This is a genomic window from Maribacter sp. PR1 (genome assembly GCF_028464145.1).
Taxonomy (GTDB): Bacteria; Bacteroidota; Bacteroidia; order Flavobacteriales; family Flavobacteriaceae; genus Maribacter.
Window position 1 is genome coordinate 191,908 of record NZ_JAQPCG010000002.1, and the last position, 13,306, is coordinate 205,213.

Below are 13,306 nucleotides of genomic sequence, written 5' to 3' on the forward strand. Positions count from 1 at the left end.
TTTGAGTCAATAATCAACTTAAAAAATCGATATATTTTGAATCAATCATAAAATGATTTGTTTGATGCCTTAGGAACCAAAACAAAATAAGCAATATGTCAAATCAAGAAAAAAAACCATCCGAAGACCAAAAGAGTAAACTACCCTTGGTCATCTCCCTGCTTCTGGTGGTAGGCATTGTCGTTTCTTATTTTGTTTTCCCCGAAGTACAATCCTTTTTTAATGAAGCCTGGGACGTTCTGACGAGCGACGATGAGGAACGCATAAAATCTTGGGTCAGTGGGTTTGGATGGATGGGTCCTGTAGTTCTGGTATTGACTATGATAGCTCAAATGTTTCTATTGGTCATTCCTACGGTATTATTAATGGTGGTATCCATTTTGGCCTATGGGCCTCTTTGGGGAAGTCTGATTATTTTCGCAGCAGTATTTGCTGCGTCTTCAGTAGGATACCTAATCGGGGGTTACTTTGGAAGCTCTTTGGTGAATAAAATTATAGGAAAGAAATCGGAGCAAAAAGTAGAAGACTTTTTGGACGATTATGGTTTTTGGGCGGTCATTATGACGCGCCTCAATCCTTTTTTATCCAATGATGCGATCAGTTTTGTAGGTGGACTTTTGCAGATGGGCTATTGGAAGTTTATCGGGGCGACCTTGGTGGGTATTGCCCCTTTGACCCTCTTTATTGCCTATTTCGGGGGTTCCACGGACGGATTAAAAACAGGGTTACTCTGGGGTTCTCTGGTGAGTTTGGTCGCCTTCGGCCTATATGTTTGGTGGGACAAAAAACTGAGGGATAAATAATAATCCCGGGATTATTGATTGCTGTTATTCAACAAGAATTTATACTCATTCTAGAATTCACCATTCAAAAAACAGATACTTTCTTATATTTACTAGGAACCATCTAGCGTTTTTCAACAATACATGAAATCCTTTCAATTAATATTGAGCCTGTTCTTACTATTTTCGTTAAGCCAAGAACCTAAAGGGTATACCCAACAATTACCAGGTAGTGCGTTACAGATTGAAATGGTTCCAATTCCTTCCGGAACCTTTATGATGGGAAGTGAAATCCCAGAAGATGAAAATGCCCACCCTCAGCGAGAAGTTGCTATTGACGGATTTTGGATGTCGTCCAAAGAGATTACCTGGGAGCTTTACAGGGAGTTTTTAAAAAGGGAGCTGGATGCCTCCGCGATAAAAAGCAAGGAGATGCTTCCTGAAGTAGATGCCGTCATTGGTGCCACAATTCCTTACGTGGATATGGGATTGGGCATGGGCTCAGAGGGTTCGCTGCCCGTGGGTAATGTTACTGTTTTAGGGGCATCCCAATTTTGTAAATGGCTTTCTGCCTTAACGGGCGTCTATTACCGACTTCCAACAGAGGCGGAATGGGAATATGCCGCTAGGGCAGGCAGTGAATCTCCTTATTTTTTTGAGGACGGAAAGGAAATTGGAAAGTATGCCTGGTTTGAAGATAATAGTGATGATAGCTATCAAGAAGTCGGGCTAAAAGAACCAAATCCTTGGGGACTCTATGACATGTATGGAAATGTTGCCGAATGGACCTTGGACCAATATCATAAAGAGGCCTACCAAGGCGAACAAATACTACACCCAGTTTCAAAACCATATCCTACCGTGGTACGAGGAGGTTCCTATAAAGATAAAGCTGAAAGTTTACGGTCATTTGAACGGATAGGTTCAGACCTTATCTGGAAAGTAAGGGACCCACAATTTCCACAAAGCAAATGGTGGAACACCGATGCAGCCTTTGTTGGATTTAGAATCGTTAGACCCATAAAACCACCGGACATTCAAGATGACAATTCATTTTGGATTTCTGTAAATTAATAATAACAATACAATGGAACAAAAGAAAAACACACGCAGGAAATTTGTTAAACAAACGACGATGGCATCCGCGGGCATCGTTTTAGCCCCTTCCTTAAAGTCCAACGCCATGTACAATATCTTTAACGAAAAGAAACTTAAAGTTGCCCTTGTAGGATGTGGAGGAAGAGGTTCCGGAGCGGCGAACCAGGCCCTACAGGCGGACGATAATATTGAATTAGTGGCTATGGCCGATGCTTTTGAGGACCGTTTGCTTACTAGCTACGATAACCTGTATGAGAAGTACAAGGATTCTGGCAAAGTCAAGGTAAAGGAGAAAAATAGGTTTGTGGGCTTTGATGCCTATAAAAAAGCCATCGATTTGGCCGATGTGGTCATTTTAGCGACCCCTCCGGGGTTTCGACCTACCCATTTTGCCTATGCCGTGGAACAAGGGAAGCATGTATTTATGGAAAAACCTGTGGCCACAGATGTTCCCGGTATTCAGAAAGTCTTAAAATATGCCCGAGAGGCAAGCAATAAAAACCTAAAGGTGGTCGTAGGGCTTCAAAGAAGATATCAGGAGAACTATTTGGCAGTGTTGGAACAAATTAAAAAGGGTGTCGTAGGAAAATTGGTCGGCGGCCAGGTGTATTGGAACAGTGCCGGGGTTTGGGTAAGGCCACGTAAACCGGAGTATACCGAATTGGAATATCAAATGCGAAATTGGTATTATTTCAATTGGCTTTGCGGTGACCATATTTTGGAACAGCATATTCATAATATCGATGTGGCGAACTGGTTTTTGGATGAGTTTCCCGTTTCGGCCCAGGGTATGGGAGGAAGGCAGGTACGTACCGGTAAGGAACATGGAGAAATATTCGACCACCATTTTGTAGAGTTTACCTATCCGAGCGGAGCGGTCATTTCCAGTCAATGTAGGCATCAACCGGGCACGTACAACCGAGTGGCAGAGCAGTTTCAGGGTACTAAGGGATTCGTGAATACCAATGATGCCGCTGCGGCATTGATCTATGACTTAGAAGGAAATGAAATTGCCAAATTGGAAAGTTCCGAAGGACATAATCCCTATCAGGAGGAGCATAATCGATTGTTCAAAGCTATTCGTGAAAATAGCGTCCTGAATAATGCAGAATATGGAGCCAAAAGTACATTGACTGCCATCATGGGGAGAATGGCCACGTATAGCGGGGAGGTAATTACATGGGATGATGCCATAAAATCTACTCACCAGATAGTCCCAGATGAAATGACTTGGGATACGCCACCACCGGTAATGCCAAAACCAGATGGGTATTATGAAATCCCTACCCCGGGAAAAACAAAGGTTTTGTAGAATCTGATAAAAAAGGCTGCCCAGAATCATGAACTTATAAAAAGGACCGTTCCCAATGGTAATCCTTGGGCCTGACACTTTATTACCTCAAATGTTATGCTTAAATTTCTGTTCAAAATCAAACTAATTCAAAAAATGAGTTCAAAAATTAAAGGGTACAAGGTCCTATGTACGACTCTTGTACTAACGTTGGCATGTGTATTCCAAACCTGGGCACAGCAAGTTCCCTCTCCAAAAGATGTTTATGGTTTCCAGGTCGGGGATGATTATAAATTGGCAGATTATGCACAAATAGAGGATTATCTAGGCAAGCTTGCCGCTGCTTCCAATCGGGTTCAAATCAAGGAAATAGGAACTACTGTTTTGGGGCGTAAGATGTATATCCTGTTCATTTCAAGTGAGGAAAACCTGGCCAACTTGGACAAATGGAAAGACATAAGTACCAAATTGGCCCGGGTTAAGGTTTCGGATAAAGAGGCCGTGCAACTTTCGGAAGAAGGCAAAGCGGTAGTATGGATAGATGGTGGGATGCACTCCACAGAGTTGGCCCACGGTCAAATGACTTCCGAGCTGGCGTATACCTTGGCTACTTCTGAGACAACGGAAATGAAAAAAATCAGGGATAATGTCATTACTATTTTAATGCCGGTAATGAATCCCGACGGATTGGATATTGTGGTAGATTGGTATAGAAAGAACATGGGTACCCCTTATGAGACCTCCCGCCCTCCAATTTTATATCATTATTATATGGGGCATGATAACAATAGGGATTGGTTCATGAATACCATGCCAGAAACCTATAATGTGACCAAGGTCATTTATAATGAGTGGTATCCACAGATTGTTTATAATCACCACCAATCTTCTCCTTCTTGGACTAAGATTTCCATACCACCTTACGCGGATCCCGTAAACCCTAAAATACATCCTGCTATTACGGCAGGGGTAAGCGAAGTAGGTTCGGCCATGTCCAAACGATTTTCCTTGGAAGATATGCCCGGTGCCATTGCAGATAATTTCTATACCATGTTTTGGAATGGTGGTGGCCGTACGGTTCCTTATTACCATAATATGATAGGTATCCTAACGGAAACAGGACATACGACACCTACGCCCAGATTTTATGATCCTGAAAAACTACCAAAAACAGTAGCGGGAAGCACCCCTACAGATGGTACGGATATAATGTATCCAGATCCTTGGAAAGGTGGGGAATCCCATTTTAGGGATGCGGTCGATTATATGCTGACTGCTACTTGGGCTACTTTGGACTTGGCAGCAGACCGCAAGAGTAATTATCTGTACAACATTTATAAGATGGGAGCCTCCGCCATTGAGAAATCAAAAACTGAAGGCCCTTTTGCTTATGTTATCGGAAAGGATCAATGGGATGCATTTGAGTCGGTCAATTTGGTCAACGTACTCCTAAAAGGAGGGATAGAAATTGAAAAAGCGACCAAAAGCTTTACCATCGGCGATAGGAAATACGAAAAGGGTTCTTATATCATCTACGGAGGCCAAGCTTTTAGGCCCTATCTCATGGATCTGATGGAAAAACAGAACTACCCAACACGTTTTCAATATCCAGGAGGACCACCGGATACACCATACGACTTAGCGGGATGGACCCTGCCCATGCAGATGGGAGTTACCGTAGATAAGATAAAGGAGTCCTTTGACGTTTCTACCGAAAAGGTGACAACAGTTGCAGGTTATTACGAAGGAGATGTAGATGGAAAAGCCTCGTTCGGATATGCCCTTAGTGCCAACTCCAATGCTGCTGTGATTGTTACCAATAAGGTCTTAAAAGCGGGTGGTAAGGCCTATAAAACAAAAGCATCCTTAAAAGTGGGGAAAACAACTTTGCCCGCTGGTTCTTACATCGTTTCTGGAGGGAGCGCATCCTTAGAGGAATTAGCTGATTCCTACGGATTAGAAATTATGGGGCTTTCGGATAAACCGGAAATTGAATTGACCAAAATTCACCTTCCCAAAGTGGGACTTTATAAATCGTGGGTATCCAATATGGATGAAGGATGGACACGTTTTGTGATGGATGAGTATGAATTTGAAATGGATACACTTCATGATAAGGATATTCAAACCGTTGATTTATCGCAATATGATGCATTGATCATACCATCGCAACGACCAAAATCTATTTTACATGGACATACGAATTTGGAAATGCCAGAAAAGTTTACTGGAGGAATTGGGCTCGAAGGCTCCCTAGCCTTGAGCAAATATGTAAAGGCAGGTGGAACATTGATTGCCTTCGATGCAGCGAGCAACTATGTTATTGAACAATTCGGGTTGCCTTTAAGCGATGCCACAGAAGGTGCCGATAGTAAAGAGTTTTTTATTCCCGGGTCCCTGATCAAGACAGGGATAGACACCAAACATCCTTTGGCCTTTGGTATGCAGGATACGGTAGCCGTTTCTTTTAACCGAAGTCGCGCTTTTAAAATTGACAAACAAAGTAAAAAAGGAGAAGGGGGCGAAGAAGATATTGAAGATGCCCCAGCACCGGAAGTTGAGGTAATTGCCAATTATGCCCCAAAGGATTTATTGATGAGCGGTTGGGCCATGGGCGAGGATAAATACATTGCTAAAAAACCTGCTCTGGTAAAGGTAAGTTATGGGGAAGGTTCCGTGATTCTCTTTGCTTTTAGACCGCAATTTAGAGCGCAACCCCGTGGTACGTATAAACTAATATTCAATGCCTTATATGAGGGTGCTTCCGAATAAGGATATAGATTAAATAAAGAAAACAAGTAGACCCACCTTAAATAGGTGGGTCTTTAGTTTATATTACCCCACCATAATCAATAAGGCACCTAAAGCTGTAAGGACCAAAATCATTTTTCTGAAAAATTCCTCATTAATTAATTTGATGATGCGAATACCTACAAAGAAGCCCAAGAATATACCAGGCAACAATTTTACATTGAGAACCAAGGATTCCCAGGTAATGGTCTCCCAAACAAAGAAGTGAAAAGGAAGTTTTAAAACGTTTATAATTAAAAACAACCAAGCTGCCGTACCGATAAAGTGATTTTTTGGTAGGCGCATAGCCAAAAAGTAAATATTGGAAAAAGCTCCTGCTAAATTTCCGACCATTGTCGTAATTCCCGCAAGCGTACCAATGGAGCTCGAAAATGTCCAATGTGTAGGTACGGTTTTTATCTTTTTTCTGTCCCACCAATACATCATAAAAACCGTAATGATGATGATGACGGCCATCCCTATTCTAAAGAGACTCTCCGGGAGATCTTTTCCGATAAAAACACCTATGACCAACCCAAAGACCATCCAGGGTAATACCTTAAAAACATAGCTCCACTGGGTATGGCGATTGTAATAGATAACGGCAAATATATCGGCTAGAATTAAGAGCGGAACCACCATGCCCGTGGATTCCTTAGCGCCAAAAGCCAATGCCATAAACGTTACATTGATAACGGCAATACCTTTTATTCCGGCTTTTGACATCCCTATCACAAAGGCGGCCAACGTAGCCAAAATCCAAGATGTTAAAGAAACTTCCATGGTTCAAAGGTAATAGCCCAAAGGTTTTGGGCAAATCACAAAAGTATCTTAAAATATTATATCTTTAGAAGCTAACTAACAACCAAACTATGGAATTAAGCACCCTCGACTACAGTTTTATAGTGGTCTTCTTCTCAATTGTCTTAGGGATAGGAATTTATGTTTCGAAAAAATCGGGAAAGGATTCTTCGGAATTTTTTCTTTCAGGGCGAACCATGCCCTGGTGGTTACTTGGGCTGTCCATGGTCGCAACAACCTTTTCAACTGATACTCCCAATCTGGTAACGGATATTGTAAGGTCAACCGGTGTTTCGGGTAACTGGGTATGGTGGTGTTTTTTAATTACAGGTATGCTGACTGTTTTCGTTTATGCAAAACTATGGCGTAAATCCAATGTAAATACCGACTTGGAATTTTATGAAATGCGGTATGGGGGTAAACCTGCGAGCTTTTTAAGAAAGTTCAGGGCCATTTATCTTGGGGCTTTGTTCAATATCATCACCATGGCCTCAGTAACATTGGCTGCCATTAAAATAGGTGGAATCATGTTAGGCTTGGAACCTTGGGAAACCGTAGTGGGCGCAGGGCTTATTACTGTAATTTTCAGTGCCCTTGGAGGTTTTAAGGGAGTGGTCTATACCGACTTTCTCTTATTTTTTGTGGCTATGTCCGGTGCCATTGGGGCAGCCTACTATCTGGTCAACATTCCCGAAGTGGGAGGAATTACTGCCTTAATGGAAAATGAGAATGTGACCAGTAAGCTTAATATTCTGCCGGATTTTGATAATACCCAAGTTCTGATAACCCTCTTTATTATTCCTATAGCCGTGCAATGGTGGAGCTCGTGGTATCCAGGTGCGGAACCGGGCGGTGGAGGATATATTGCCCAAAGAATGTTGGCGGCAAAGGATGAGAATCACGCCATAGGGGCAACTTTCTTTTTTAATATTATGCATTATGCATTACGCCCGTGGCCTTGGATTTTAGTAGCCTTGGCTTCTTTGGTGGTGTACCCTGATATTGCGAGTATTGCAGAGGCTTTTCCTAATGTAGCGGAGAGCAAATTAGGTAATGACCTGGCTTATTCTGCGATGCTAACAAAGCTTCCGAGCGGTCTTTTAGGTGTTGTTTTAGCTTCTTTGATTGCTGCGTATATGAGCACCATTTCAACACAATTGAATTGGGGCTCTTCCTATATTGTTTTTGATTTTTACAAAAGACAAATAAATCCAGATGCTACTGAAAAGCAAATGGTAGCGGTAGGTAGGATTTCCACGGTAGTATTAATGGTTTTAAGTGCACTATTCGCTTTGACGCTTCAAAATGCCTTTGAAGTTTTTGATTTGTTGATACAATTTGGTGCGGGTACAGGTCTGGTATTTATCCTTAGATGGTTTTGGTGGCGGATTAATGCTTGGAGTGAAATTACGGCTATGTTCGCATCAGGAATCTTGGTGATTATGTTGGCAAAAACGGATTTAGGTACAATATTGTTCGCTCCTGAGACCGGAATATTCCCGGAATGGGCCAATTATCCATTCATCGTAGTTGTGACCACATCGATTTGGGTGCTCGTAACCTTATTGACACCACCCGAGTCCGATGAAACGCTAAGATCTTTCTATAAAAGAATTCAGCCCGGCGGACCAGGATGGAAAAAGGTGGTTGATAAATCTGTTGCGGATAATGAAGAAATCGTTAAACCAGGAGAGAAATGGAGTGTACCTCAGGGTATTACCGCCATGTTATTGGGTATCACCCTAATTTACTCCATTATGTTCGCTACTGGGTATTGGATTTATGGAAGAACCACAAGTGCCCTAGTGCTATCCGTAATCGCCTTAGTTACCGGATTTCTACTGATAAAGGCATGGGGACGAATGAAGGATAACATACTTTAAAATCCGTAATATGAAAAATAGAATTCTTTCGGTCGATATATTTAGGGGAGCAACTATTTTGTTAATGGTTTTGGTGAATACACCGGGTACTTGGTCCAACGTATATGCCCCTTTTTTGCACGCGCAGTGGCACGGTTATACCCCAACAGATCTAGTGTTTCCTTTCTTCTTGTTCATTGTGGGAACATCTATTGTGTTCTCCTACCGGAATAAGGAAGTCAATTCCGGTACGTATAAGAAAATTATAATTCGGACTTTAAAATTAATTGGATTAGGACTTTTTCTCGGAGCATTTTTAATCGAGTTTCCATTCTTTAAGGCATGGGAAAATATTCGTTTCCCGGGAGTGCTCCAACGTATAGGAGTCGTTTTCTTTTTTGCCTCTGTCCTATTCATCAATTTTAAATGGAAAACATTGCTAGGTATTGCGATTGGATTATTAGTGGGGTATTGGTTGTTGATGACCGTAATACCCGTGGAAGGCGTGGCATCCACCTTGGAAAGAGCGCCCAATAATTTTGCCAACTGGTTGGATGTAAAGGTTTTTGGTTCCCATAATTATAAAGCGGATTATGACCCTGAAGGACTATTGAGTACCATACCATCGATAGCAAGTTCACTATTAGGAATTTTTACAGGATTAATTCTTGTTTCCAAGCAGAAAAAAAAGGCAACATTGTTAATGGGTATTGGAGGTAGTCTTTTAATTGTTGGCCATGTTTGGGATTTGGTTTTTCCCATAAACAAAGCCTTATGGACCAGTAGTTTCGTATTGGTCACGGCTGGATGGGCCAATCTGGTCTTGGCTTTAATTTATTACATAACCGATGTAAAACAGATTAAGTTCGGTAGCATATTCAGATATGCAGGAGCCAACGCTATCATCATTTACTTTCTATCAAGTTTTATTGCCAAGGTCATGGGACAAATTAAAGTGGGTGACACATCACTTCATGGATGGTTGTTTCAGAAAGTATACGTTCATGACGCCATTTCCTTGGAAATGTCCTCGCTATTATACGGCCTTACAGTGGTGGCGTTTTATAGTTTATTGGGATATATCCTGTATCAAAGGAAGATTTTCATTAAAGTATGATGGTTTGGCATTGTTTCACCGAAAGGTTTTCTTTCCATCTATTTTTCCTCCTTTCCTTAATGACGTATACGGTCGTTGGGCAGGAGGATTACAAAGAAGGTCATGTGGTTACTTTAAAAGGGGATACTTTGTATGGTTTCGTTAGTGACCGAAAGCTTGGTGCATTCGGTGGAATTCATGACAAGATAAAATTTAGGGGAAAGCGACTAAAAAAGCGGTTTTCTCCCGATCAGGTCCTATCGTACAAAAAGGGGGATTCCATCTACAGGAGCTTAATTTTGGAAGGGGAGGCCGAATTTCTCCGTGTCGTATCCGAAGGATTCGTTTCCTTATATATGTATGAATTGCAGGAACAAGGAGAAGAAATGGTATTGGACATCGCGTATCTGAAAAAAGAGAAGAACAGTGACTTGGTGCGTGCAGACCAAGGTTTATTGGGTTTAAAACGGAAAGTACTGACACGGTTTTTTGATGATTGTCCTCCTCTAGTGAAAAAGATTCGGGATAAGCAATTTAAGTACGCCTATCAATTAGTAGATTATTATAACGAGTGGAAGAAACGGTAAAAAATGTTTTGGGAACGGCCTTAAGCGCTTGCTGCTATGAACCAAAGACCGGTTTCTATAGGGATGGGTTTTGTAAGACCGGAAAAGAGGATTCCGGTACACATGTGGTATGCGCCATAATGAGCAAGGAGTTTTTGGCCTATACCAAAACCATGGGCAATGATTTGTCTACACCAATTCCACATTGGAATTTTCCGGGCCTTAAGGAGGGAGTCAAATGGTGTCTGTGCATTACACGTTGGTTACAGGCGGAGAAAGCTGGTAAGGCCCCAAAAATAGTACTGGAGGGAACACACAGCAAGGCACTGGATTATACCACTTTGGAAGTTTTGCAGGCCTATGCGGTCGAAGAATCGTAAAAATATCGTGTTACGAACCTTGCATCAATTTGGCCACATACTTACCAATAACATCGAATTCCAGATTGACCACCGTTCCTGCTTTGTAGGTGTTAAAACGGGTGTTTTCATACGTATATGGAATTATGGCAACATCAAAAGTAGTTCTTCCGGAATTCACAACAGTTAAACTGGTACCATCAATGGTGATAGAACCTTTTTCAATAGTCGGGTTTCCATTGGCAGCATCATAGGAGAATGAAAATATCCAGCTTCCATTCGCTTCCCTGACATTAGTACACAAACCTGTTTGATCCACGTGGCCCTGAACAATATGTCCGTCCAACCGAGAACCCATAATCATCGCACGTTCTAAATTAATGGAGTCACCAATTTTTAAATCACCAAGATTTGTTTTCTTTAAAGTTTCGGAAATGGCCGTTACCGTATAGGTGTCCCCGGAGATTTCAACGACGGTAAGACACACCCCATTATGTGCTACACTCTGGTCTATTTGAAGTTCAGAAGTAATGCTGGACTTTACGGTCAAATCTAAGTTCCCTCCGGTAGTTTCCAATTGGGTAACGGTACCTAATGTTTCAATGATTCCGGTAAACATGTGTCGTTTTATTTAAGTAATTTTGAAGATTATATTAGAAAACAAAGGTACATATATAATGAAGGAAAATGGGAAGATAAAATTGGGTATCTCAATTGGTGATTTGAATGGTATTGGGTGCGAAGTAGCGCTAAAAACCTTTGAGGATAGCCGTATGTTGGATTTTTGTACGCCCGTTATCTTTGCCTCCAATAAAACAATATCCGGGCAGCAAAAGGAATTGGGTATATCCATTCCCTTCAATGGTGTTCAAGAGGCTTCCAAGGCTGTAGACGGTAAATTGAATATTGTCAATGTTTGGAAACAAGTTCCTGAAATTAAGTTTGGCGAAGCTACGAAGGAGGCGGGAGAGTTTGCCCTTCAATCCTTGAAGGCTGCAGTTGCATCCCTAAAGAAGGGCGATATAGATGTATTGGTAACGGCACCCATCAATAAGAACAATATACAGTCGGAAGAGTTTACCTTTCCGGGCCATACGGATTACCTGGCACAGGAACTGGAAGGTGATAGCCTCATGTTCATGGTTACGGATAAACTTAAGGTAGGTTTGTTAACTGACCACGTGGCCGTTAAGGATGTAGCTTCTGCAATTATCCCTAGATTGATACGAGATAAGGTGAACACCATAGAAAAGTCACTTAAAATGGATTTTGGTATTAGAAAGCCTAAAATAGCCTTGCTGGGCATAAATCCGCACAGTGGTGACAATGGTGTCATTGGAAAGGAAGACGAGGAGGTCTTGAAACCGGTCATTAAAGAAATGGTCAATATGGGACATTTGGTTTTCGGGCCCTATTCGGCGGACAGTTTTTTTGGATCGGATGGTTATACCAATTTTGACGCCGTCTTGGCCGCTTACCATGATCAGGGACTAATTCCGTTTAAGACTCTGTCCTTTGGTCAAGGAGTTAACTTCACGGCAGGCTTGGATAAAATAAGAACTTCACCAGATCATGGAACCGCCTATGAGATAGCTGGTAAAGGCAAAGCGGACCATAGTTCTTTTAAAGAAGCTGTGTTTATGGCTTTGAAGATTTTCAAGAACAGAACCGAGTATTTAGCACTAACTGAAGATGTTTTAAAAAAACAGAGAATCAAGCGCTAAAGAAAGGGAAGATGGAGGCCAAAAAGTTATGAAGATAAATAGTTAACAACTATTGTCCGTTATTAAAATAATAGTATCTTTGCACCCGCCTTTTAAGGTAAGGATTTAATATTAAGAGTTGTACGTGATGAAGCAAAAGGAGTTTAATATTCCTTTTTCAGGATTGAAACAGGGAAAGCACGACTTTAATTATAAAATCGACAATACGTTCTTTGAATCTTTTGGTTACGATGAGTTTAATGAAGTAGATGTTGATTTAAGTGTTGTGTTAAGCAAAACAAGTACCATGTTGGAGCTTGATTTTGAGGCTATCGGCAATGTAAACATCGACTGTGATATTACCAGTGAACCTTACGACCAACCTATAGATGGAGATTTACATTTGGTGGTAAAGTTTGGGGATGCATATAATGATGACGATGACGAGATTTTGATTTTGCCTCATGGTGAGCATCAAATCAATGTGGCACAATACATCTACGAGATGATTATACTGGCAGTACCTCAAAAAAGAGTGCACCCAGGTATAGCAGATGGCACATTAAAATCGGAAGCCTTGGATAGACTTCAAGAACTTCAACCAAAGGACAAGAAAAACAATAACGACGAGAGTGATCCCAGATGGGACGAATTAAAAAAACTATTAACGGATAAATAAGGTTACAAATGGCACATCCAAAAAGAAAAATTTCCAAAACTAGGAGAGACAAAAGAAGAACACATTATAAAGCAGTTGCACCTACATTGGCTACGGATTCTACAACTGGAGAAATGCATTTGTACCATAGGGCACACTGGCACGAGGGTAAATTATACTACAGAGGTCAGGTTTTGGTAGACAAAACTGAGGATGTAGAGGCCTAATCCACTTTCAAAAAATAATGATAACTCCCACTTCGAAAGAAGCGGGAGTTTTTTTTAGGCAAAATCCCATGTG

The 13,306-nt window shown here is 41.4% G+C and carries 13 protein-coding genes; 11 read left to right on the forward strand and 2 right to left on the reverse strand.

Annotation, left to right across the window (positions count from 1 at the left end):
* Positions 1-95: 95 nt before the first annotated feature.
* The 4 genes from PP182_RS04475 (at position 96) to PP182_RS04490 (ending at position 5,943) form a co-directional block, all read left to right on the forward strand.
* Positions 96-803 (forward strand): TVP38/TMEM64 family protein, encoded by a 708-nt coding sequence (locus PP182_RS04475; protein ID WP_272650138.1) that lies wholly within the window; start codon positions 96-98, stop codon positions 801-803.
* Positions 804-926: 123 nt separating this feature from the next.
* A complete protein-coding gene (locus PP182_RS04480) occupies positions 927-1,856 on the forward strand; it encodes a formylglycine-generating enzyme family protein (protein ID WP_272650139.1) in 930 nt (309 codons plus the stop codon).
* A 61-nt stretch (positions 1,857-1,917) separates the two neighbouring features.
* Positions 1,918-3,192, forward strand: coding sequence for a Gfo/Idh/MocA family protein (locus PP182_RS04485; RefSeq protein ID WP_272650140.1), 1,275 nt, complete (start codon positions 1,918-1,920; stop codon positions 3,190-3,192).
* A 135-nt stretch (positions 3,193-3,327) separates the two neighbouring features.
* Positions 3,328-5,943: a M14 family metallopeptidase gene (locus tag PP182_RS04490; RefSeq protein ID WP_272650141.1), complete on the forward strand. Its 2,616-nt coding sequence runs from the start codon at positions 3,328-3,330 to the stop codon at positions 5,941-5,943.
* 63 nt (positions 5,944-6,006) lie between these two features.
* On the opposite strand, the gene PP182_RS04495 is transcribed toward PP182_RS04490, so the two are convergent.
* Positions 6,007-6,744 carry a sulfite exporter TauE/SafE family protein gene (locus PP182_RS04495; protein WP_272650142.1) on the reverse strand — a complete coding sequence of 246 codons (738 nt, stop codon included), beginning with the start codon at positions 6,742-6,744 and terminating at the stop codon, positions 6,007-6,009.
* Between the two features lie 89 nt (positions 6,745-6,833).
* Between PP182_RS04495 and PP182_RS04500 the strand changes: the two genes are divergently transcribed.
* Genes PP182_RS04500 through PP182_RS04515 form a run of 4 tightly spaced genes read left to right on the forward strand, consistent with a single transcriptional unit; the run spans position 6,834 to position 10,666 of the window.
* Positions 6,834-8,645, forward strand: coding sequence for a sodium:solute symporter family protein (locus PP182_RS04500; RefSeq protein ID WP_272650143.1), 1,812 nt, complete (start codon positions 6,834-6,836; stop codon positions 8,643-8,645).
* Positions 8,646-8,655: 10 nt separating this feature from the next.
* Positions 8,656-9,741, forward strand: coding sequence for an acyltransferase family protein (locus tag PP182_RS04505; protein ID WP_272650144.1), 1,086 nt, complete (start codon positions 8,656-8,658; stop codon positions 9,739-9,741).
* 59 nt (positions 9,742-9,800) lie between these two features.
* On the forward strand, positions 9,801-10,307 hold the full coding sequence (locus PP182_RS04510; RefSeq protein ID WP_272650145.1) for a hypothetical protein: 507 nt from the start codon (positions 9,801-9,803) through the stop codon (positions 10,305-10,307).
* The gene (locus PP182_RS04515; protein WP_272650146.1) at positions 10,292-10,666 is read left to right on the forward strand and encodes a DUF2237 family protein; all 375 of its coding nucleotides are present in this window, start codon (positions 10,292-10,294) and stop codon (positions 10,664-10,666) included. The genes PP182_RS04510 and PP182_RS04515 overlap by 16 nt, the downstream gene beginning before the upstream one ends.
* Positions 10,667-10,676: 10 nt before the next feature.
* Here PP182_RS04515 and PP182_RS04520 read toward each other — a convergent pair whose 3' ends face one another.
* Positions 10,677-11,264 (reverse strand): riboflavin synthase, encoded by a 588-nt coding sequence (locus tag PP182_RS04520; RefSeq protein WP_272650147.1) that lies wholly within the window; start codon positions 11,262-11,264, stop codon positions 10,677-10,679.
* Positions 11,265-11,322: 58 nt separating this feature from the next.
* Here PP182_RS04520 and pdxA point away from each other — a divergent pair, with 58 nt between their 5' ends.
* The 3 genes from pdxA (at position 11,323) to rpmF (ending at position 13,233) form a co-directional block, all read left to right on the forward strand.
* The gene (pdxA, locus tag PP182_RS04525; RefSeq protein ID WP_272650513.1) at positions 11,323-12,369 is read left to right on the forward strand and encodes a 4-hydroxythreonine-4-phosphate dehydrogenase PdxA; all 1,047 of its coding nucleotides are present in this window, start codon (positions 11,323-11,325) and stop codon (positions 12,367-12,369) included.
* A gap of 127 nt (positions 12,370-12,496) precedes the next feature.
* The gene (locus PP182_RS04530; protein WP_272650148.1) at positions 12,497-13,027 is read left to right on the forward strand and encodes a YceD family protein; all 531 of its coding nucleotides are present in this window, start codon (positions 12,497-12,499) and stop codon (positions 13,025-13,027) included.
* 8 nt (positions 13,028-13,035) lie between these two features.
* Positions 13,036-13,233: a 50S ribosomal protein L32 gene (gene rpmF / locus PP182_RS04535; RefSeq protein WP_094996904.1), complete on the forward strand. Its 198-nt coding sequence runs from the start codon at positions 13,036-13,038 to the stop codon at positions 13,231-13,233.
* The last annotated feature ends 73 nt before the right edge of the window (positions 13,234-13,306 follow it).

What these genes read in the sequence shown, in the direction of transcription:
- PP182_RS04475 (WP_272650138.1), top strand. Translation starts at nt 96, where the DNA reads ATGTCAAATCAAGAAAAAAAACCATCCGAAGACCAAAAGAGTAAACTA.
- PP182_RS04480 (WP_272650139.1), top strand. Translation starts at nt 927, where the DNA reads ATGAAATCCTTTCAATTAATATTGAGCCTGTTCTTACTATTTTCGTTA.
- PP182_RS04485 (WP_272650140.1), top strand. Translation starts at nt 1,918, where the DNA reads ATGGCATCCGCGGGCATCGTTTTAGCCCCTTCCTTAAAGTCCAACGCC.
- PP182_RS04490 (WP_272650141.1), top strand. Translation starts at nt 3,328, where the DNA reads ATGAGTTCAAAAATTAAAGGGTACAAGGTCCTATGTACGACTCTTGTA.
- PP182_RS04495 (WP_272650142.1), bottom strand. Translation starts at nt 6,744, where the DNA reads ATGGAAGTTTCTTTAACATCTTGGATTTTGGCTACGTTGGCCGCCTTT.
- PP182_RS04500 (WP_272650143.1), top strand. Translation starts at nt 6,834, where the DNA reads ATGGAATTAAGCACCCTCGACTACAGTTTTATAGTGGTCTTCTTCTCA.
- PP182_RS04505 (WP_272650144.1), top strand. Translation starts at nt 8,656, where the DNA reads ATGAAAAATAGAATTCTTTCGGTCGATATATTTAGGGGAGCAACTATT.
- PP182_RS04510 (WP_272650145.1), top strand. Translation starts at nt 9,801, where the DNA reads ATGACGTATACGGTCGTTGGGCAGGAGGATTACAAAGAAGGTCATGTG.
- PP182_RS04520 (WP_272650147.1), bottom strand. Translation starts at nt 11,264, where the DNA reads ATGTTTACCGGAATCATTGAAACATTAGGTACCGTTACCCAATTGGAA.
- pdxA (WP_272650513.1), top strand. Translation starts at nt 11,323, where the DNA reads ATGAAGGAAAATGGGAAGATAAAATTGGGTATCTCAATTGGTGATTTG.
- PP182_RS04530 (WP_272650148.1), top strand. Translation starts at nt 12,497, where the DNA reads ATGAAGCAAAAGGAGTTTAATATTCCTTTTTCAGGATTGAAACAGGGA.
- rpmF (WP_094996904.1), top strand. Translation starts at nt 13,036, where the DNA reads ATGGCACATCCAAAAAGAAAAATTTCCAAAACTAGGAGAGACAAAAGA.